Annotated in this window: 21 protein-coding genes, 2 tRNA genes and 1 riboswitch; of the genes, 8 read left to right on the forward strand and 15 right to left on the reverse strand. The window is 62.6% G+C overall.

Features of this window, described 5'->3' with window-relative positions; all coding sequences use genetic code 11:
* Positions 1–173 precede the first annotated feature (173 nt).
* Positions 174–674: a hypothetical protein gene (locus AABB87_RS17415; protein WP_341972535.1), complete on the forward strand. Its 501-nt coding sequence runs from the start codon at positions 174–176 to the stop codon at positions 672–674.
* 43 nt (positions 675–717) lie between these two features.
* Complete coding sequence (locus AABB87_RS17420) at positions 718–1,407, forward strand: PEP-CTERM sorting domain-containing protein (protein WP_341972536.1); 690 nt, start codon at positions 718–720, stop codon at positions 1,405–1,407.
* Between the two features lie 93 nt (positions 1,408–1,500).
* Here the strand turns inward: AABB87_RS17420 and hemP are convergent, their stop codons facing one another.
* Entirely contained in the window at positions 1,501–1,719 is a 219-nt protein-coding gene (gene hemP, locus AABB87_RS23125; protein ID WP_445944883.1) for a hemin uptake protein HemP, read from the reverse strand.
* Between the two features lie 185 nt (positions 1,720–1,904).
* On the opposite strand from hemP, the gene bfr reads away from it, so the two are divergent.
* Positions 1,905–2,384: a bacterioferritin gene (gene bfr, locus AABB87_RS17430; RefSeq protein ID WP_341972537.1), complete on the forward strand. Its 480-nt coding sequence runs from the start codon at positions 1,905–1,907 to the stop codon at positions 2,382–2,384.
* Between the two features lie 118 nt (positions 2,385–2,502).
* Complete coding sequence (locus AABB87_RS17435) at positions 2,503–2,742, forward strand: (2Fe-2S)-binding protein (RefSeq protein ID WP_341972538.1); 240 nt, start codon at positions 2,503–2,505, stop codon at positions 2,740–2,742.
* Between the two features lie 110 nt (positions 2,743–2,852).
* Here the strand turns inward: AABB87_RS17435 and AABB87_RS17440 are convergent, their stop codons facing one another.
* The 13 genes from AABB87_RS17440 to AABB87_RS17500 all read right to left on the reverse strand — a co-directional run bounded on the left by AABB87_RS17440 (position 2,853) and on the right by AABB87_RS17500 (position 14,693).
* Positions 2,853–3,242: a glutathione S-transferase N-terminal domain-containing protein gene (locus AABB87_RS17440; RefSeq protein ID WP_341972539.1), complete on the reverse strand. Its 390-nt coding sequence runs from the start codon at positions 3,240–3,242 to the stop codon at positions 2,853–2,855.
* Positions 3,243–3,336: 94 nt separating this feature from the next.
* Positions 3,337–3,412: transfer RNA gene (locus AABB87_RS17445), tRNA-Asn, on the reverse strand.
* A gap of 108 nt (positions 3,413–3,520) precedes the next feature.
* Positions 3,521–3,596: transfer RNA gene (locus tag AABB87_RS17450), tRNA-Asn, on the reverse strand.
* A gap of 36 nt (positions 3,597–3,632) precedes the next feature.
* Positions 3,633–5,777 (reverse strand): TonB-dependent siderophore receptor, encoded by a 2,145-nt coding sequence (locus AABB87_RS17455; RefSeq protein ID WP_341972540.1) that lies wholly within the window; start codon positions 5,775–5,777, stop codon positions 3,633–3,635.
* Positions 5,778–5,858: 81 nt separating this feature from the next.
* Positions 5,859–5,961: riboswitch (TPP riboswitch) on the reverse strand.
* 277 nt (positions 5,962–6,238) lie between these two features.
* The gene (locus tag AABB87_RS17460) at positions 6,239–7,363 is read right to left on the reverse strand and encodes an NAD(P)/FAD-dependent oxidoreductase (protein WP_341972541.1); all 1,125 of its coding nucleotides are present in this window, start codon (positions 7,361–7,363) and stop codon (positions 6,239–6,241) included.
* A 49-nt stretch (positions 7,364–7,412) separates the two neighbouring features.
* Positions 7,413–7,736 (reverse strand): ferredoxin FdxA, encoded by a 324-nt coding sequence (fdxA, locus tag AABB87_RS17465; RefSeq protein WP_341972542.1) that lies wholly within the window; start codon positions 7,734–7,736, stop codon positions 7,413–7,415.
* 62 nt (positions 7,737–7,798) lie between these two features.
* Positions 7,799–8,593 (reverse strand): uroporphyrinogen-III C-methyltransferase, encoded by a 795-nt coding sequence (gene cobA, locus AABB87_RS17470; RefSeq protein WP_341972543.1) that lies wholly within the window; start codon positions 8,591–8,593, stop codon positions 7,799–7,801.
* 17 nt (positions 8,594–8,610) lie between these two features.
* Positions 8,611–9,951, reverse strand: a complete 1,341-nt coding sequence (locus tag AABB87_RS17475) for a sulfate adenylyltransferase subunit 1 (protein ID WP_341972544.1) — start codon at positions 9,949–9,951, stop codon at positions 8,611–8,613.
* Entirely contained in the window at positions 9,951–10,910 is a 960-nt protein-coding gene (cysD, locus tag AABB87_RS17480) for a sulfate adenylyltransferase subunit CysD (protein WP_341972545.1), read from the reverse strand. The genes AABB87_RS17475 and cysD overlap by 1 nt, the downstream gene beginning before the upstream one ends.
* A complete protein-coding gene (locus tag AABB87_RS17485; protein ID WP_341972546.1) occupies positions 10,907–11,704 on the reverse strand; it encodes a phosphoadenylyl-sulfate reductase in 798 nt (265 codons plus the stop codon). The genes cysD and AABB87_RS17485 overlap by 4 nt, the downstream gene beginning before the upstream one ends.
* Positions 11,701–12,192 (reverse strand): DUF934 domain-containing protein, encoded by a 492-nt coding sequence (locus AABB87_RS17490; RefSeq protein ID WP_341972547.1) that lies wholly within the window; start codon positions 12,190–12,192, stop codon positions 11,701–11,703. The genes AABB87_RS17485 and AABB87_RS17490 overlap by 4 nt, the downstream gene beginning before the upstream one ends.
* A 17-nt stretch (positions 12,193–12,209) precedes the next feature.
* Entirely contained in the window at positions 12,210–13,907 is a 1,698-nt protein-coding gene (locus AABB87_RS17495; protein WP_341972548.1) for a nitrite/sulfite reductase, read from the reverse strand.
* A gap of 18 nt (positions 13,908–13,925) precedes the next feature.
* Positions 13,926–14,693: a sulfite exporter TauE/SafE family protein gene (locus AABB87_RS17500; protein WP_341972549.1), complete on the reverse strand. Its 768-nt coding sequence runs from the start codon at positions 14,691–14,693 to the stop codon at positions 13,926–13,928.
* Between the two features lie 296 nt (positions 14,694–14,989).
* Between AABB87_RS17500 and AABB87_RS17505 the strand changes: the two genes are divergently transcribed.
* Positions 14,990–15,898 carry an NYN domain-containing protein gene (locus AABB87_RS17505; RefSeq protein ID WP_341972550.1) on the forward strand — a complete coding sequence of 303 codons (909 nt, stop codon included), beginning with the start codon at positions 14,990–14,992 and terminating at the stop codon, positions 15,896–15,898.
* A 34-nt stretch (positions 15,899–15,932) separates the two neighbouring features.
* Here the strand turns inward: AABB87_RS17505 and ybiB are convergent, their stop codons facing one another.
* A complete protein-coding gene (gene ybiB / locus AABB87_RS17510) occupies positions 15,933–16,853 on the reverse strand; it encodes a DNA-binding protein YbiB (protein ID WP_341972551.1) in 921 nt (306 codons plus the stop codon).
* Positions 16,854–16,961: 108 nt separating this feature from the next.
* Here ybiB and AABB87_RS17515 point away from each other — a divergent pair, with 108 nt between their 5' ends.
* From AABB87_RS17515 to AABB87_RS17525, 3 genes are all read left to right on the forward strand, one after another.
* Positions 16,962–17,471, forward strand: a complete 510-nt coding sequence (locus AABB87_RS17515) for a DUF1993 domain-containing protein (protein ID WP_341972552.1) — start codon at positions 16,962–16,964, stop codon at positions 17,469–17,471.
* A 110-nt stretch (positions 17,472–17,581) separates the two neighbouring features.
* Positions 17,582–17,722, forward strand: coding sequence for a hypothetical protein (locus AABB87_RS17520; RefSeq protein WP_197418099.1), 141 nt, complete (start codon positions 17,582–17,584; stop codon positions 17,720–17,722).
* Between the two features lie 151 nt (positions 17,723–17,873).
* A complete protein-coding gene (locus tag AABB87_RS17525) occupies positions 17,874–18,287 on the forward strand; it encodes a DUF971 domain-containing protein (RefSeq protein WP_341972553.1) in 414 nt (137 codons plus the stop codon).
* Positions 18,288–18,305 lie beyond the last annotated feature (18 nt).

Genomic DNA, 18,305 nt, shown 5'->3' on the forward strand with positions numbered 1-18,305 from the left:
GATCGCTCCCCCGGTACGCGGGGAGACGCTGTCCAGAGCTTCACCTAGCATGTGAAACATCAGGGAAGCGATAGCCATAGCCCTTTGCCTAGCCTTGCCAGGCGGCCCTGGCTTCGAAGAGGATTGATATGAAAAAAATGAAGTTGGTCTTGAGTTTCGGTTTGGGTCTGTTGATGCTGGCGCCTGTGGCGCAAGCGGGTCCGGTGACGCTGCAGGCGAGTGCGCCAACCACATTCGCCAAAGAACCGATCAAGGCGACCGCCCTGACGACAGACAGCTACACCTTCCATTTGGATGCCGGCGCGAAGGTATGGGGTGATTTGCAGACGTTGGCCGTCAAATCTGGACTGCCATCCATCAATATCTTCGATGCCTATCTGCAGAGCGCTGATGGCAGCCAAAGCTTTAAGTTCATCGAAACCATGGCTGGCGACTGGGATAACGGTCTCAACTGGCAAGAGCAGTGGCGTATGGCGCCCGCCGATTTGGGGGCAGGTGATTGGACGCTGACGGTGATTCAGAAGGGTTTCGGCAGCAAGCAGTACAGCTCATACCAGGCCAAGTTTGGCATCGTTCCAAATGCCAACAATGTGCCCGAGCCGCAACTCGCTTTGTTGAGCCTGACGGCGCTCGCTGCCATGGGCTTGGTGATGCGCAAGCGTCGTTCGATCTGACCGCCTCGATCTGCTCCGCGCAAAAAATCGCCGAAGGAAAAGTATGAAGATCTCTACCGCGTCACGCCTTGCTCTGCTGCTGCCTCTGCTGGCGTCGGCCTCGCTGGCCCAGGCTGCATCCACCCTGAACATCCAGTTCGTGGGCGAGGATCCGAATGCCCCCTTGCTCAGCACCAGCTTCAGTGACGACTACGCCACCGGCCGCCTGAGCTATGTGGACGCCGGTGGCCGTAGCTTCTACGCCTACTGCGTGGAATTGCAGCAAGACTTTGCACCCGCCGACCTCGGCATGAAGACCTACACAGTAGGCAGCTTCAGCGCGCCTCAGGCAGCCGCTCTTCAGGGCTTGTTCTCGACCAGCTACGCGGGCCTGAGCAGTGCTTACCAGCAGGCAGCCTTCCAGGTGGCGGTGTGGGAGATCACGCATGAAAATGAGAGTGCCACTTTCAGCGTATCTCCGAACAATGGCAGCTTCTTTTTCACTGGCCTGAGCAATATCGCCGCAACCGGCGCGGCTGATCTGAACGCCGATTTCACCAATCAGGTCAACGGCTACCTCAGCGCGGCGAACGCCTATACGGGCCCTGCACGCTATCAACTGACGCGCCTTGATCACAAGGGATTCCAGGACTTGGTGGTCGCTACGGCGGTGCCTGAGCCGAGTCGCTACGCGCTACTCCTGGCGGGCTTGTTTGGTATGGGCTTGATCGTGCGCCGTCGTTCGGTGCCCTGAATTGGTTTCCAAGGGCAGCCAGGCTGGCCAGTAAAAAGAGGACCTGTAGGTCCTCTTTTTTTTGCCTGTTCCATGGCGTGGTGCACCGTGCGCCTATTTGGTCAAGATCAACTTGCCGAGTGAAGTTAGGCGCAGGCGATAGAGGCTGCCGGCATGCTCGATTTCCAGTTCGCGCATATTGCCCATCAACTCGTTGCTGCTGATGCGCCGCGTAGGCGGGGGGGTGTGCGGTGCTAGCTGCGCGTGGGAGGGGAGGGGGGTGCTCGACGCGTTGGTCTGGCAGTTCGCGACTTGGGGTGGTGATGCTTGCATACCAGCATATTAAATGCGAATGATTGCTAATTGCATAACTCTGTGCAAATTTTTCCTCATTTGACTTGCCGAGCTTCGCCGAGCGCCCCGCATTCCCAACAGTTTTTTCTGGCATTGGCACACCAGCTTCAGTCCCTGCCAAGCACAATGGGTCTCTCCAATGTTGACCTCATAAGGAGCTGACGATGAAGGGTGACGCCAAGGTTCTTGAGTTTCTCAATGCTCAGTTGAAGAACGAGCTGACTGCCATCAACCAATATTTCCTGCACTGCCGCATGCTGAAGAACTGGGGCTACGAGCGCCTGGCCAAGCATGAGTATGAGGAGTCCATCGAAGAGATGAAGCACGCGGACAAGCTCATCGAGCGGATCCTGATGCTGGAGGGCCTGCCCAATTTGCAAGATCTGGGCAAGCTCTACATCGGTGAGTCAGCCGTCGAGGTACTGCACTGCGACCTGAAGATCGAAGTCGGCTCGCATCCCCTGCTCAAAGATGCCATCGCGCATTGCGAGAGCGTGCGTGACTATGTCTCGCGTGAAGTGCTGGAAGACATTCTGGCGGACACCGAAGAGCATATCGATCACCTGGAAACCCAGATCGAACTGGTGGCCCAGCTGGGTGAGCAGAATTGGTTGCAGTCTCAGCTAGGCAACTCAGGCTCCTGAGCTTGACCATCGCGAGCGCGTGGCCATAGATAAACATTATTGAGATGGATTCGCATTTGCGTTAAAGTTCGACTCGGGCCGCTTGGCTCCTTGTCCAACTTCCTCGCTCGGCGTTTCCATGATTGTTTGCCTGTGTCACCGCGTCTCTGATCGCGACATTCGCCGCGGTGTCGAGTCAGGCATCCAGAACTTCGACTTGCTGCAAGACGAAACCGGCGTGGCCTCGGCCTGCGGCTGTTGCCTGGACTGCGCGCGCGAGGTCTTTGATGAGGCTTTGGCCAAGGGTGTGTGCCCCGGCAAGCAGCCGGTCGAAGCCAGTCTGCTTGGCATTCGGATTTTGAGCGTCAGCTCAAATTGAGCCGCTCAGCGCGACTTCGCTGCTCAGCTAAGTCGCGTCTCGTTCGGTTGTTTCCTGCTGAGTGCGCCCGCTAGGCTAGGGACACGCCTTGGCCTAGCGCTAGAGTCAACTCAGGCGGCGAAGCGGCCGCGCAGGTAGGTGATGATCGCGCCAGATTCAGTCAGCCATTTCACCTGGCCGTTGGCCTCGGTGATCTTTAGGCACGGCACCTTGTGGCTGCCCGAGCCTTGCAGTAGCTCGCTGCGATTCGGTCCTTCATGCTGCGCATCGCGGCGCTCGATATTGAGTGACAGGCGGCGCATTTCCTGGCGAACCTTGATGCAAAAAGGGCAGGTCTTGAACTGATAGAGGGTCAGGTCTTGACACTGGCGATCAACGGCGGCTTGCTGCTCGTTGTTGCGTTGCAAACCTGCGGGTCGGGTCAGGCGCTCTTTCAGCAACAAGATGGGGCCGAGCACAAGACGCAGGGTGCGGAAAAAGAGTCGGATCAATGGCTTCATGTGCGCGTGCTGGTTGGTTTGCTTTTTGTGTGAATGCTGTGGAGCACCCAAGAAAAAAGCCCCGCAACGTTTGACGTTGCAGGGCTTCTTCGTTTGGCTCCTCGACCTGGGCTCGAACCAGGGACCTACGGATTAACAGTCCGGCGCTCTACCGACTGAGCTATCGAGGAATTGATCGGTACAAATTTTGTGATGCGGGCCGAACAAAAAATTGGGCCTTCATCTTCAGCTAAAAGCCGCTGAGACTTGCGCGTCAGCGGCTTTGCGCCTTAATTTTTTGGCTCCTCGACCTGGGCTCGAACCAGGGACCTACGGATTAACAGTCCGGCGCTCTACCAACTGAGCTATCGAGGAACTAAGCCTTGCATTATAGACCGGATTTTTAGAGCTTTACAAGCTCATTTCAAAACTTGTTCGCCAAGTGCGTGGAGCCAGTGGATACAGATAGACATGATCGAACTGGAAGGGTGACTCTTTCCACGCGCGCCGGTCGGCGAGATTGTCCACGCCCACGCGCCAGGTCAGCAGCGTTTTGCCCACCAGTTGTTCGTAACGCGCACCAGCGTCGAGGCGCGTCCAGCCTGGAATCGCGACGCTATTGTCCGGCAGCACGGCGCGCGGCCCTTCGTAGACCAAGCCCAGCTGCAATTGCATGCCAGGCAGGCCGACGAAGCTTTGGCGCGCTTGCAGACGCAGATTGTTCTCGGGCACGTTGGTGGGCTTGCGGCCATTGAGCGCGGCCTCGGCACTGCCTTCGCGCCGGGCCTTGAGCTTCATGGCGCTGGCCAGCAAGCCGCCGCCGCCCCATTTCAAATCGGCTTGGGCTTCGAGGCCCTGGTGATGGGCCGTGCCGTCGGCTTGGCGGCTCAGGCAGGCGTCGGCCTGGGCGCAGATGCTGACATCGCGCCAAGCCGGGCGCTGCACATCAAACCAGTTGACCGACCAGTCCACCGTATTGCTGCCGGACTTCAGGCCGACTTCCACTTGCTTGCTCTTGAGCGCAGGCAGTGCCTGACCTGGCGTGCTGTACTTCTTGCGATTGGGCGTCACTTCGCTCTCCACGCCTTCGCCCCAGCTGGCATAGGCGAGCAGTTGTGCATTGAGGTGGTAGCCCAGGCCCAACCAGGGCGTGGTGAAGGCTTGCGAGTAGCTGATGGCGCGTGAACCGTCGGTGCGCACGCTGTCGCGCTGCAGACGAGTGTGGCGCAGGCCGGCCCAGACTTGCCAGTCGGCGCCGATCTGCACGCTGTCACGCAGATAGAACTCGGTGTTGCGCTCGTCGCGGTTGGTGTTTTCGTCGGTCAAGCTCGGGTCGGCAGGCAATTGGGCGCTGCCTTGAATATTGCCCACGCCGACGAGGTTGTAGGCCTGGCGATCGAAGCGGCTGTTGAAGCGACTCGTGAGCAGGCCTGTGCTCACCGAATGGCGCAGACCGGCAGTTTCAAACTTGCCGTTCAGATTCAAATCTAGGGCGTCGCTGTCGCGGTGTTCGTTTTCGCTACGGAAGTCCCAGACCGAGAAAGTGCCTGCGGCGCTGTAGCGGTCACAGGGCGCGCATTCGTAGGTATTGGGGTCATATAAACCGTTGGCATAGGCCAGGCGATCATCCGTCTTCAAGCGCTGCAGGCCCAGATGGGCCTTGGCCGTCCAGTCCGCATTCAACTTTTGCGTCAGGCGCAACGAGGCGTGCTGATTGTTGAACACCACGGGCTGGCTCCAGCTCTGGTTGTTCAAATTGATGCGTGGGTCGATTTGCTCGGCATCGGGCAACTTGTCGCCCAACAGGCTGAAGCCCGGCAGGCTGGGCTGGCTTTGGCGATTCCACTCGACTTCGGCTTCCAGCAAGGTGCTGGGCGACACGCGCCAATCGCCGCCCAAGGCGAAGAGCTGGCGATTGCCTTCGGCGGCGTAGAACTGAGGCTTGAGCTGTGCGGCGCTAGCGTTGACGCGCAGGCCAAAAGCTCGGGCTTCACCGAAGCGGCGGCTCAGGTCGACCGAGGCTTCCGCCGTGCCACGCTCACTGACGCTCAAGCCGACGACCGTGAGGTCTTTGGCCGTAGGACGCTTGACCAGCAGATTCACCAGGCCGCCGGGCGAGCTGGTGCCGGCCTGGATGCCGCTGCTGCCCTTGAGCACTTCCAGGCTGCTCTTGTTGCCCAGGTTCAGCGCCGTCTCTGCATTGATGGGCAGGCCGTCGCGTCGGTAGTTGAAGCGGTTGTCCAGGTCATAGCCACGAATCTTCAGATAGGACACATAGCCGGTGGAGTTGTAGGCGTCGCTCAGCGAGGCGTCCAAGGCGGTGATGCCGGCCAGTGAGCTCAGCCCTGACTCCTGCAGACGTTCGGCGCTCAAGACATTGGCCTGCATGGGCAGCTTGGCGATGGGCGTCTCGCCAAAGCCGCCAACGCTGACGGGCGCATCGGCGCCGCGGCCCGTCACGGTGACGGCGGGCAGGGTGGATTGAGCCAGGCTCGCCGAGCAGGCGAGCAGGGCGGCAGTTGCGATCAAGGAATGGGAGATTTGTGGGTATGCCATCGGGACTTCAAGCGATGGCAGGGGGCAAGCGAGATGCTGAACGGCGCCCAAGGCTCGTGCTTGACGAGGCTTGGACGATGGCAGCATGCGAGCTGGCTTCCCTGCGCGAGGATTAACTCAATCAGGTTCAAAGGGTTTTATCTCAGCCGGCTCATCTGATGAGCCAGCACCCCTAGCGAAGTGCGCCGCCAGCTGTTTGCATGCATGCACAACTGGCGGCGACCGGGTGGATTCTAGCGGTAAGTGCCGACTGCTCGTTCATTGAGCAGGCTGTCAAACCTGCGATGGATAGGGGCTTGCGCGCGATGTCCCACCGGGCGTCCCCATAGTTGTCCACAGATTCTGTGGATGCTTGATGGCGGTTGGCCATAAAAAAAGCCCGCGGTGAGCGGGCTTCTTGCTGTGCAGCCGAGGCTGCGGAGTGATCAGCGCTGCCGCCGATCAATCTTTTACTCAATCAATTAATCAAACACTGGCGATTCCACGCCCAGCACCTTGTGCAGCTTGGGGCTGGTGGTGGTGTACTGCAGGTGGATGCGCTTTTCCGGGAAGATGTAGGGCGCGGCAGCAAAAGCGGCCAGGGCGCACTCGTGGAAGCCCGACAGAATCAGCTTCTTCTTGCCCGGATAGGTGTTCACATCGCCCACGGCGAAGATGCCGGGAACGCTCGTTTCGAACTTCTCGGTGTCGACAACGATTTGCTTGCGTTCCAGGGCCAGACCCCATTCGGCGATGGGGCCGAGCTTGGGCGACAGGCCGAAGAAGACCAGCAACTGATCGCAAGGCACCACGCGGGTGACGCCGTCGCCGCCGGTGACCTTGATGGCGTTCAGCGCGCCATCGGCCTCGACGATGTCGGTGACCTGGCCGACCACGAATTGCATCTCGTAGGCCTCGCACAGCTCGCGCATCTTGGCCACACTGGCCGGGGCCGCGCGGAAGCCATCGCGGCGGTGCAGCAAGATCACGCTTTCGGCCTTGTTGGCGCCGCCGTCTTCATTGCCGGCGCAGAAGTTCAGGGCCCAATCCAGAGCCGAGTCACCGCCGCCCACCACCACGAGGTTCTTGCCAGCGAACTGCTCGGGATTGCGCACGCGGTAGTGCAGCTGCGTGCCTTCGTACTTCTCAATGCCATCCACCTTCAGCGTGCGCGGCTGGAATGAGCCCACGCCGCCGGCGATGAAGATGGTCTTGGTCAGAAACTCCGTGCCCTTGGAGGTGGCGACGAAGAAGCGGCCATCGGCTTGCTTCAAGACAGTCGTCACTTCCTGACCCAGGTGGAAGGTCGCGCCAAAGGGCTCGATCTGCTTGAGCAGGTTGTCCGTCAGTTCCTTGCCGGTGCAGATGGGCACGGCCGGGATGTCGTAGATCGGCTTATCGGGATAGAGCTCGATGCACTGACCACCGGGGTAAGCCAGCGAGTCGATGATGTGCGCTTTGATCTCGAGCAGGCCGAGTTCAAACACCTGGAACAGGCCCACCGGGCCGGCGCCGACGATCACGGCATCGGTTTCAATCACATTGGGCCCGGGCTTGGGGAGCTCGGCGGCCGTCACGGCAGTCTCTGCGTTCAATTGAGTATCCATTTGGTTGGGCTCGGCGCTGTGGCACCGAGCGGCGTACGAACGAGCTGGTTCAGCGGATCAGCTCGGACAATTTGTCCGTGCGGTCTTTCCACGCGTCAGCGTCGGGCAGGGCGCCCTTACGCTTGGTGATGCTGGGCCACTTCTGGGCCAGTTCAGCGTTGAGCTTGATCATGTGCTGCATATTGCCGGGCACATCTTCCTCGGGAACGATGGCATTGACGGGGCATTCGGGGATGCAAACGGCGCAGTCGATGCACTCGTCCGGATCGATGGTGAGGAAGTTCTGGCCTTCGCGGAAGCAATCGACCGGGCAGACATCGACGCAGTCGGTGTACTTGCAGCGGATGCAGGATTCGAGGACGACGTGGGTCATAGATCAGCTCGTTTTGAATTGGTTCGGGGCGTTGCCGTGGTCAGCAACGTCAACCGGATATTTTAATCGGTCAGGCTCTTGTTCTTGGCTTGATGCCGCGCAAGTCCTGGGGTGATATGGGAATTTGAGGCCTTGGTGGCCTTCATGGCGTCGGATTTTGGCTGCACTGGGCGGGCGCCTGCACCCACGATGACCACGGTGGGCCGGCCTTTGTGCAGCAGCGAGGCCTCGGCCAGCTCGGCCACGCTGTGCTCGCTGGCCAGGGCGTCGACGCAGCCGGCGCGTGAGACCACGCTGACTGGCGTGTCCGCGTCCCAGCCCGCCGCCAGCAACTTGCGGCCCAGGGCGGGCAGTTGCCGGCCGGCCATGTAGAAGACCTCGGTGTCCGCGCAGGCCTGCCGGGCTTGCAACTCGGCGTCTTGCGTCATCGCGGTGCTGAGGCTGACGCTGCGGCCCACGCCGCGCCGAGTCAGCGGGCGTTGCGTGTGGGCGGCGGCGGCAATGGCCGCGGTCACACCGGGCACCACTTCGCAGGCGATGCCGGCTTCGCGCAGGGCCAGCAGCTCTTCCTCCAGCCGGCCGAAGATGCTGGCGTCGCCGCCCTTCAGGCGCACCACCAAGTCATGCGTTTGCGCCTGCTTCACCAGCGCGGCGTTGATGGCGCACTGCTTGGTGGAGTCGCAAAAGCCTCGCTTGCCCACATCGATCCAGACCGCATTCGGCGCCAGCTCGCGCAGGGCCGGGTCGGTGAGGGCGTCGAACAGCACCACCTCAGCGGCGGCCAAGGCCCGCGCGCCGCGCAGCGTGATGAGGTCGGCGGCCCCAGGGCCGGCACTGACGAAAATGACTTGTCCCATGACGATCAAGGCTCGCGTTAGCGCACCAGCAGGGCGCCGCTGGTGCGGTTGCTGGTCGGGTCGACCACGATCAGGCTGCCGCCTAGGCGGTTGGCGGTGTAGGGCTCCACCGGCAGGGGCGACTGCGTTTCGATGCGCACATGGCCGATCTCATTGACCTTGAGTTCCTGTGCGTCTTGCTCGGCCAAGCTGTGGATGTCCAGGCGGTGCTCAATCGCGCTGATGCGCGCTTGCACCCAGCGGTTGCCATGGCGCAGCCAGTATTTGCGGCCGGGCACGGCGGGTTCGGTGTCCAGCCAAGCCAGGGTGGCTTCGAAGGACTGGGTCGGGGTGGCCGAGCCGGGGGTGACGATCCAGTCGCCGCGCGAGACGTCGAGCTGGCGGTCCAGCACCACACCGGCCGATTCGCCGGCCACGCAATGCGCAACGGTCTCGCCGGCGTGGCGCACTTCCGCCACGATGGCGGTCTGGCCGCTGGGCAGAATCTGCACTTCGTCGCCGGCCTTCACCTGACCGTGGGCAATGCGGCCCCACAGGGCGCGTGGCTGGTAGCCCGTTCCGGCCATTCGGCCATCACCTTCGCCTTGTTCGCCTGAATCACGGGCCACGTATTGCACCGGAATCGAGAGTTGGCCTTCAACTTTTTCCTGCACGCCCGGCAGGCTTTCCAGCACCTGCAGCAGTGAAGGGCCCTGATACCAAGTCGCCCATTCGCCGTCCAGCGGCTGGGTGACGTTGTCACCGCGCAGCGCCGACACCGGCACGATGGCGGTCACCGCAATGCCGGCCTGTTCGGCAAAGGCGCGCAGCGCCTTGCTCACCGCGGCAAATGCCGGGCCGGGCTGGGCCAGCGCGTCCAGCTTGTTGACGGCAAAGACGATGCTGGGCACGCGCAGCAAGTGCGCCAACAAGCTGTGGCGGCGGGTCTGCGGCAGCAGCACCACTTCATCCACGGCAGTGTCCAGCTTGGTGATGTCCACCAGCACCACGGCAGCATCGCTGCCGGCGGCGGCGGTGACCATGTTCCGCGTGTACTGCTCATGGCCTGGCGCGTCGGCAATGATGAATTTGCGCGTCTTGGTGGCGAAGTAGCGGTAGGCCACATCGATGGTGATGCCTTGCTCGCGCTCGGCCTCCAGACCGTCGGTCAGCAGACTCAGGTCGATGGGCTGGCCGGCGGCACGCTTTTCCAAGGTGTCGAGCTGGTCGGCCAGGATGGCGCGGCTGTCGAACAGCAAGCGGCCGATCAGGGTGCTCTTGCCATCGTCCACGCTGCCGGCGGTCAAAAAGCGCAGGGCGCGGTGATGGGTGTCCACTTCAATGTCGTGGATCAGATGGGTGTCGGTCACGGCGTTCATCAGAAATACCCTTCCTTCTTGCGGCGCTCCATCGAGGCCTCTGAAGTTCTATCGTCCATGCGGGTGGCGCCACGTTCGCTCACGGTCACGGTCAGCGTCTCGGCCACGATGTCGGCGGCGTTGGCGGCCGTGCTTTCCACTGGGCAGGTGCAAGTCATATCGCCGACGGTGCGGAAGCGCACGGTGGCGGTTTCTACCGTCTCACCGGCCTCGGGTGGGGTCACCTCGGTCAGCGGCACCAGCAAGCCCTTGCGGCGAATCACCTGGCGCTCATGTTGGTAGTACAGGCTGGGCAGGGGGATGTTTTCGCGGGCGATGTAGAGCCAGACATCCAGCTCGGTCCAGTTGCTGATCGGGAAGGCGCGGAAATGCTCGCCCGGGCGGATGCGGGTGTTGAACAGATTCCACAGCTCGGGGCGCTGCTCTTTGGGCTGCCATTGGCCGAAGCTGTCGCGGTGGCTGAAGATGCGTTCCTTGGCGCGGGCCTTCTCTTCGTCGCGGCGGGCGCCGCCGATCAGCACGTCGAAGCGGTGCTCTTCAATCGCTTCCAGCAAGGTCACGGTCTGGTGGCCGTTGCGCGATTCCAGCGGGTGGGCCAGGCGCACGGTGCCTTTTTTGATCGACTCGTCCATGTGCGCGACGATCAGGCGCTCGCCCATCTCGGCCACGCGCTTTTCGCGGAATTCGATCACTTCGGGGAAGTTGTGGCCGGTGTCCACATGCACCAGCGGGAAGGGCAGCTTGCCCTTGAATTCGTTGCCAGCCACGCGTTGTTTGAAGGCCTTCTCGGCCAGGCGCAGCACCACGCAAGAGTCCTTGCCGCTGGAGAACAGCAGGCCCGGGCGCTCGAAGGCGGCGGCCACTTCGCGCAGGATGAAGATGGCCTCTTCTTCCAAATGGTCCAGATGGCGCTGGTCCACCGTGGCGGCCAGTGCTTGCAGATTGAGAGGGGCGTTCATGCAGCGGTTCCTGACTTCAGTTCTTCATTCGAATGGGCTTTGTGCAGGCCGCATTCCTTGGCGTTCTCGTCCTCCCACCACCAACGGCCGGCGCGGAAGTCCTCGCCCACGGCAATGGCGCGGGTGCACGGGGCGCAGCCAATGCTGGGCATGAACTGGTCATGCAAGGCGTTGAAAGGCACTTTGTAGCTGGCGATGTAATGCCACACATCGGCCCAGCTCCATTCGGCCAAGGCATTGAACTTGATGCGGCCGGCGCCATCGGGTTCGGCGAAGGGCACGTCGGCGCGGTTGCTGGACTGTTCGCGGCGCAGGCCGGTGATCCAGGCGGTGCGGCCGTCCAGCATGCGCTTCAAGGGCTCCAGCTTGCGCACCGCGCAGCATTCCTTGCGCAGGGCCAGGCTTTCGTACATGGCGTCGGCGCCGCGCGTGCGCACCAAGTTGATCACGGCGTCATGCACCGGGCTGAACACCAAGACCTTGAGGCCATAGGCTTGTTCGATCTGCGGCAGCAGGGCCAGGGTTTCGGCGTGCAGGCGGCCGGTGTCCAGGGTGGCGATGGCAATCGGCAGCTGGTGGCGGGCGATCAGGTCGGTGATGACCATGTCCTCGGCGCCCAGGCTGCTGGACTGGATCAGGCCCTGGCCATGCTCGGCCGCGGCTTGCTTGAGCAGCTCGACGCTGCGCGCCAGGCGCTCTTCGAAGCCGGCCGTGGCGCGGGCGTACAAGCCGATGGCCGAGGCGCTGGCAGGCGCCGTGTCCACGCCACCCAGTGATGAAACTTCCCCGCTCACGCCACCACCTTGCGGGCAAACACAGGCTGGGTCACGTCCACATCACCTTGGTAATGGGCCGGGAAGAAGGCCAGGGCGCGCTGCGCGGCTTCCACGCTTTCACCGGCACGCAATTGCACAGCCGTGAAGCCGGTGCGCGCCAACAGGGGCAGCATGTCCACCAGCACTTCACCGGCGGCGCGCAGTTCACCGGCAAAGCGGTAGCGGGCGCGCAGCAGATGGGCTTGGCTGTAGGCGCGGCCGTCCACCCACTTGGGGAAATTCAGCACGATCAGGCTCAGGCGCGGCAGGTCGACGGCCAAGGTTTCGACGTCAAAGTCATTGCTCAGCTCAATGCCGGTGGGCAGATCGGCGGGCCAGTGATCGCGCACCGCATGCCATTGCTCCAGTGTCAGCAGCAGTTTCGGCGCGGGATCGGGGTCGGGCTTGGGGCCGTCTTCGCCTACGACGCGGTGCCATTCGGGATGATGAGAGTCGATGAATTTCATGATGGTTTGGCGCGGGTTCACTGCGCTGCGCCGGTCAGCGTGCGCACGGCGTTAGCGGGGGCTTTGAAGGGTTCGAGGCCGATGCGGCGCACGGTGTCGATGAAGCGCTCGGCGGCGCTGCTGCGTTGGCTGCGGTAGGTTTGCACCACGGACTCGATCACGTCCGGCACTTCGTCGGCAGCAAAAGAGGGGCCGATGACGCGGCCGGCCACCGAGCCGCCCGACAGGGTCGAACCGTCCGAGCCGCCCAGCGAGATCTGGTACCACTCCTTGCCGTCCTTATCGACGCCGAGGATGCCGATATGGCCGCTGTGGTGGTGGCCGCAGGAGTTGATGCAGCCGCTGATGTGCAGGTCGATATCGCCGATGTCGTACTGCTCGTCCAGGTCTTCAAAGCGCTCGGTGATGGCCGCGGCCACCGGGATGGAGCGGGCATTGGCCAGGGCGCAGAAGTCGCCGCCGGGGCAAGCGATCATGTCGGTCAGCAGGCCGATATTGGGGGTGGCGAAACCGTTGCTGCGCGCAGCTTCGAAAAGCGCGGGCAGATCGCTCTCACGCACCCAGGGCAGCACCAGATTCTGGTCATGGCTGACGCGCACCTCGCCTTGGCTGAAGCGCTCGGACAGCTCGGCCGCACCTTCCATCTGCGCATCGGTGGCGTCGCCGGGGGCGATGCCGCTGCGCTTGAGCGACAGGGTGACGCAGCGGTAGCCGCTCAGGCGGTGGCCGTGCACATTGCGCTCCAGCCAGCGTTTGTAGGCGATGTCTTGCACGCCGGCGAAGATGTCAACGCCGGGCAGGGCCTGCACACCAGCGGGGACGACAAAGCTGGCCGCCACGCGGTCGAGTTCGGCTTGCGGAATCAGGTGTTCGCGGCCGCCTTCGTCGAGCGCAAGAATCTGCTCGAATTCCTTGTTCACATCGTCAAAAAAGGCCTGACCCTCGGCTTTGACCAAGATCTTGATGCGCGCCTTGTAGAGGTTGTCGCGGCGGCCGTAGCGGTTGTAGACCCGCACGATGGCTTCGATGTAGACAAGGATCTGCTGCCAGGGCAGGAACTCGGTGATCACCTGGCCGATGATGGGCGTGCGGCCCATGCCGCCGCCGACCAGCACCTGGAAGCCGATGTCACCGGCGGCGTTTTTCTTCAGCTGCAGGCCGATGTCATGCCAAGCGATGGCCGCGCGGTCTTCGGTGGCGCCCGAGATGGCGATCTTGAACTTGCGCGGCAGGAAGGCGAATTCCGGGTGCAAGGTGCTCCACTGGCGCAGCACTTCGGCGTAGGGGCGGGGGTCGACGATTTCGTCCGGGGCCACGCCGGCAAACGCGCAGCTGGTGATGTTGCGGATGCAGTTGCCGCTGGTCTGGATGCCGTGCATGTCCACATCGGCCAGGCGGTCCATCACATCGGCCGACTTGTCCAGCGGGATCCAGTTGTATTGCAGGTTCTGGCGGGTGGTGAAGTGGCCGTAGCCGCGGTCGAATTCACGTGCGATGCCCGCGAGCTGGCGCAGCTGCTTGGCGGACAGCACGCCGTAAGGCACGGCCACGCGCAGCATGGGTGCATGGCGCTGCACATACCAGCCGTTTTGCAGGCGCAGCGGGCGAAATTCGTCGTCGCTCAGCGTGCCGGCGATATTGCGCTCCAGCTGGTCGCGGAACTGCGCGGCGCGGGCGCGGACGAATTGGCGGTCGAAGTCGGTATAGGCGTACATAAACTTTTCGTCAGTAAATCAGTGAATGACTTTCCAGCCAGCCATCAAAAGGGAAGCGCAAAGCAAGCCGCGCACTACGCGCTCCGGCAGGCGCCGGGTCAGCTGCGCACCCAGCCAGATGCCGGGGATAGAGCCGATCAACAGCGGCAGCAGCAAGCCCCAGTTGACATGGCCCAGCGTGGCGTGACCGATGCCGGCCACCAGGGTCAGAGGCACGGCGTGGGCGATGTCGCTGCCCACGATGTAGCGGGTTTCCAGGCGCGGGTAAATCAACAGAATCAAGGTGGCGCCGATCGCGCCGGCGCCGATGGAAGACAGCGACACCAACACGCCCAGGATCACGCCCGAGGCAATCGTCAGCGCCGGCTTGCGCGAGGCCGGGATGACGCGCTCCAGCCGCAAGCCCACGGCCTGCCAACTCTTTTTGAATGCGACGACGAGCGCCGTCAGCAGCAGGGCAATGCCCAGCGAGAAGGTCAGGGTGCTGGCCCAGCCCTTGGTGATGCCGGTGAAGTGCATCAGCGCCACGGTGGCGATGGATGCCGGGATGCTGCCGGCCAGCAGCAAGCCGGTGATGCCCCACTTCACATGACCATGGCGCGCATGAGCGGCCGAGCCTGAGAGCTTGGTGATGGCGGCAAACCACAGGTCGGTGCCGATGGCCACCGCCGGGTTGAGCTTGAAGACCGACAGCAGCAGCGGCGTCATCAGCGAGCCGCCGCCCACGCCGGTTACCCCGACGATGGCGCCGACACCGAAGCCGCTTGCGATTGCTATCCAGTCCATCCAGATTCCTTGTGTGAGCCCCATGCAGGGCTGAACGAGTTTCGGACTGTAGGGATGGGCTCTATATAAGCAAACTACTTGTTTGTAAATTGCTTATCTTCTTTTACGTATATAGGGCGACCGATTGAGGGCAGGTGGCCTCTGTTCAATTACGCCAAGCCGGCCACCGTCATCCCAGCATGGCGATTGGGCGCGTCAGCTGGGATTTGTGCAAGCGGCGCGCCGGAATCTCGTTAAGCTCGGAGCCCCGCTTCCCCCTTGAGCGTTTCTTGAGCGTTTGTTCAACACCAGTTCCCATGCACCCACACAGCCCACAACGATTCGAGCCCACCAAGGTGGCGATTTACTGGGATTTCGAAAATCTGCACGCCGTGCTGGCCAATAACGCCCACGGCGACGGCGCCTACAGCGAGAACCGCTTCAAGCCGCAGCCGGTGTTTGTGGACCTCAAGCCGATTCTGGAATACGCGGCTTCGCTGGGCGACATCATCATCAACCGGGCCTATGGCAACTGGCAGTTCTTCGCCAACTATCGCCATGCCCTGAACGAGGCCGGGGTGGATTTGATCCAGATGTTCCCGCGCGGCTCGAATATGAAGAACAGCGCCGACATCCGCATGGCGCTGGACGCGCTCAGCGATGTCCACAACCACCCGCACCTGACCCATGTGGTCGTGATCTCCAGCGACAGCGACTTCATCAGCCTGGCGCAAAAGGTCAAGCAGGCCGGCCGCTTCATCGCCGGGGTGGGCGTGGCCGGCTATAGCAACCGCTTCTGGAGTGCGAGTTGCAATGAGTTCAAGTTCTACCAAAACCTGCTGGCCGCCTCGGCCGAGCCCGGTGTGGCCCTAGATGCCGCGCCGCTGGTCCCGGCACCCATGGCCACTGCGGACGCAGATGTTGAAGAAGCGGTGGGTTCGCCCTCGCTGGACGATGCCAAGCAGGCCCTGCAGCGCGCGCTCAAGCAGTTGGTGGACCGCAATGGCGAGAACTATGTGTCCCGCAGCGCGCTCAAGGTCTTCATCAAGCGCTTGCTGCCTTCTTTCGACGAGCAGGCCCTGGGCTGCAGCAACTTCTCGGAGTTTTTGCACCGCTTTCCCGAGCTGGTGATCGAGGTGGATGCGATCAGCGGGGGGCATGTGGCCTTGGTGGGTCAAGCGATTGGCCTATCCAACTCAGACACCGACGCGCCCGAGCCGGATTGATCCTCAGCGCTGTCGCCGCGAGCCTGGCCGACCCTCAGTCGCGGGCCAGCCGCACCAGCACTTGCACCTGTTCTTGAATGCGCGGCGGGATCGTCTCTTCGCCCGCTAGCATGGCTTGAATCAAACGCGCGTTCGCAGCCGCGTCGTGGGCATCGGAAAGCGGCCAGTCCAGGTCCTGGCTGTCGGCGCCATGCAAATCATGCCGCTCGCCGTTGATGAAGCCATAGAACTGCGCCTTGCGCCGCAGATGGGCATAGGCTTCACCTTCGCTGGCTTTCATCAGCAGGGCGCGGCCCCCGGGGGTGGTGGACGCTTGCAGCGCTTCGCCCATGCTGATCAGGTATTCGGGGTGCGTGACGGCCACCACCCGCACACTCCGGCCCGGCGCGGCATCCAAGAGCTTGGCCACGCTGTGGCCGCTATTGCGCACGCCCAGCCGAGGGCGCAGCGCCATCAGTGCATCAAGCCCAGGGTTCAAGCACGCCAGCGGCAGGCAGGCGAGTCGCTTGACGGCCAATTGCTGCGAAGCCTCCGGTACCGAGTCGGCCAGGGGCAGGCCCAGCGCCGCCAGCAGCGCAAAAGGGCTTTCCCGGCTGTCGAAATCATGGCGGCCGTGAATCAGCACAGGCACCTCTTCACGGGCCAGGAGCAGGGCCACCAGCGGCAGCAGATTGGCTTGTTTGCGGGCCCCGTTGAAGGTCGGCAGCAGCACACAGCGTGGGCCAGGGGGGACGTCGAGACGGGCCGTTCGGGCCTGCATGGCACGCTCAAAACCGGCCAGCTCGGCCTCACTTTCCCCCTTGATGCGCAGCGCCAGCAGGATGGCGCCCAACTCCATATCGGGCACCTCACGGTCCAGGATGGCGCCAAACAGGGCTTCGGCCGTGGCCGAGTCCAAAGCGCGCGCACCCTTGATGCCGCGGCCGACGTCTTTGATCAAAGAGGAAAATTGCATCGGCCGCAGTTTAGATCTCCCGGCGCCTGGGGCTTTCTACCGGGCAGCCGGCAGATCTGGGTTTCGCCAGCGAGAATGGCGGCCACTCAGTTAATTGGAAAACTCATCATGAGCCAAGTCATGTACCAAGCGTCGGTGCCGGTGTTCACGCAAATGTTGGGCGGCTTGGCCGATGTGCTCGCCAAGGCTGAGGCCCACGCCACTGCCCGCAATATCGAGGCCGCAGCCTTGCTGCAAGCCCGCTTGTTCCCCGATATGTTCCCCCTGCTGCGCCAGGTGCAAGTGGCCTGCGATTTCGCCAAGAGCGTGAGCGCCCGCTTGGCCGACGTTGATGTGCCCGCCTTCGATGATGCCGAGCAAAGCTTTGCCGATCTGCAGACCCGCGTCGCCAAAACCTTGGCCTTCGTTCAGGGCCTGACCGAGGCCCAATTCGCGGGTGCTGCCGAGCGCGTCATCGTGCTGCGCCCCGGCACGCCCAAAGAGCGCAGCATGAACGGCCAGCACTATCTGCTGCATTACGGCTTGCCGCAGTTCTTCTTCCACGTCACCACCGCCTACGCCATCTTGCGCCACCAGGGTGTGGAGCTGGGCAAGAAGGACTACATGGGCGCTTACTGATCTGCAGCTTGCCTGAGCCGTGGCACACTGCGGGCGGGATTGCCATCATCCCGGCACATTCGGTGCGACTGATGCAACAGGCATAGCAAGCAATTTGTGAGGAGAAGCCCATGGCCAAAGGACAGCAAAAAACGAATAAGGAAGCGAAGAAGCCCAAAAAGGACACTTCGCCTCCGAAGCCGATTTCAAGCGGCGCCGTGATGCCCACCATCACCACTGTGGTTCCCGATCGCAGCAAGAAGACCAAGTAAGCCGCTCGCTGATCGGCTGTGTAAGTCAAGAGCCAAAGCCTCCGCCATGCGGGGACTTTGGCTTTTTGCATTGGGGCCTTGACCTTTTGGGTTCGGGCAGCGGGCCGTGAAAGACTAAACTGCGGGGCTCACGCGAGCGCACACACACATCATGGCCGGTCTTAACTCTTCTACCCCCACCCCTACCGAAATCACCGTCCACCAGCAGTCTCGCTTGTTGGAAGTGGCTTTCAGCGACGGCGCCCGCTTTCAAATTCCTTTTGAGCTGATGCGGGTCTACAGCCCCTCGGCCGAGGTGAAGGGCCACGGCCCGGGCCAGGAAACGCTGCAGACCGGCAAGCGCGATGTCAACATCACCGCGCTGGCGCCCGTGGGCCATTACGCCGTGCAGCCGCAGTTCTCTGACGGCCACGAGAGCGGCCTCTACTCCTGGGAATACCTGTACGAGTTGGGCGCGCAGCAGGAACAGCTGTGGCGCGACTACGAGGCCCGCCTGCAAGCGGCTGGCGTGGACCGCGATGCGCCCATGGCCGTCAAATCCGCCGGCGCCTGCAGCAGCCACTGAAGCATCAACCAAGAAGAA

The organism is Roseateles sp. PN1, assembly GCF_038419725.1.
Lineage (GTDB): Bacteria > Pseudomonadota > Gammaproteobacteria > Burkholderiales > Burkholderiaceae_C > Paucibacter_A.

Excerpts from the sequence above, each read along its gene's own strand:
- AABB87_RS17415 (WP_341972535.1), top strand. The coding sequence starts at position 174 with ATGCTGGCGCCTGTGGCGCAAGCGGGTCCGGTGACGCTGCAGGCGAGT.
- AABB87_RS17420 (WP_341972536.1), top strand. The coding sequence starts at position 718 with ATGAAGATCTCTACCGCGTCACGCCTTGCTCTGCTGCTGCCTCTGCTG.
- hemP (WP_445944883.1), bottom strand. The coding sequence starts at position 1,719 with ATGCAAGCATCACCACCCCAAGTCGCGAACTGCCAGACCAACGCGTCG.
- bfr (WP_341972537.1), top strand. The coding sequence starts at position 1,905 with ATGAAGGGTGACGCCAAGGTTCTTGAGTTTCTCAATGCTCAGTTGAAG.
- AABB87_RS17435 (WP_341972538.1), top strand. The coding sequence starts at position 2,503 with ATGATTGTTTGCCTGTGTCACCGCGTCTCTGATCGCGACATTCGCCGC.
- AABB87_RS17440 (WP_341972539.1), bottom strand. The coding sequence starts at position 3,242 with ATGAAGCCATTGATCCGACTCTTTTTCCGCACCCTGCGTCTTGTGCTC.
- AABB87_RS17455 (WP_341972540.1), bottom strand. The coding sequence starts at position 5,777 with ATGGCATACCCACAAATCTCCCATTCCTTGATCGCAACTGCCGCCCTG.
- AABB87_RS17460 (WP_341972541.1), bottom strand. The coding sequence starts at position 7,363 with ATGGATACTCAATTGAACGCAGAGACTGCCGTGACGGCCGCCGAGCTC.
- fdxA (WP_341972542.1), bottom strand. The coding sequence starts at position 7,736 with ATGACCCACGTCGTCCTCGAATCCTGCATCCGCTGCAAGTACACCGAC.
- cobA (WP_341972543.1), bottom strand. The coding sequence starts at position 8,593 with ATGGGACAAGTCATTTTCGTCAGTGCCGGCCCTGGGGCCGCCGACCTC.
- AABB87_RS17475 (WP_341972544.1), bottom strand. The coding sequence starts at position 9,951 with ATGAACGCCGTGACCGACACCCATCTGATCCACGACATTGAAGTGGAC.
- cysD (WP_341972545.1), bottom strand. The coding sequence starts at position 10,910 with ATGAACGCCCCTCTCAATCTGCAAGCACTGGCCGCCACGGTGGACCAG.
- AABB87_RS17490 (WP_341972547.1), bottom strand. The coding sequence starts at position 12,192 with ATGAAATTCATCGACTCTCATCATCCCGAATGGCACCGCGTCGTAGGC.
- AABB87_RS17495 (WP_341972548.1), bottom strand. The coding sequence starts at position 13,907 with ATGTACGCCTATACCGACTTCGACCGCCAATTCGTCCGCGCCCGCGCC.
- AABB87_RS17500 (WP_341972549.1), bottom strand. The coding sequence starts at position 14,693 with ATGGACTGGATAGCAATCGCAAGCGGCTTCGGTGTCGGCGCCATCGTC.
- AABB87_RS17505 (WP_341972550.1), top strand. The coding sequence starts at position 14,990 with ATGCACCCACACAGCCCACAACGATTCGAGCCCACCAAGGTGGCGATT.
- ybiB (WP_341972551.1), bottom strand. The coding sequence starts at position 16,853 with ATGCAATTTTCCTCTTTGATCAAAGACGTCGGCCGCGGCATCAAGGGT.
- AABB87_RS17515 (WP_341972552.1), top strand. The coding sequence starts at position 16,962 with ATGAGCCAAGTCATGTACCAAGCGTCGGTGCCGGTGTTCACGCAAATG.
- AABB87_RS17520 (WP_197418099.1), top strand. The coding sequence starts at position 17,582 with ATGGCCAAAGGACAGCAAAAAACGAATAAGGAAGCGAAGAAGCCCAAA.
- AABB87_RS17525 (WP_341972553.1), top strand. The coding sequence starts at position 17,874 with ATGGCCGGTCTTAACTCTTCTACCCCCACCCCTACCGAAATCACCGTC.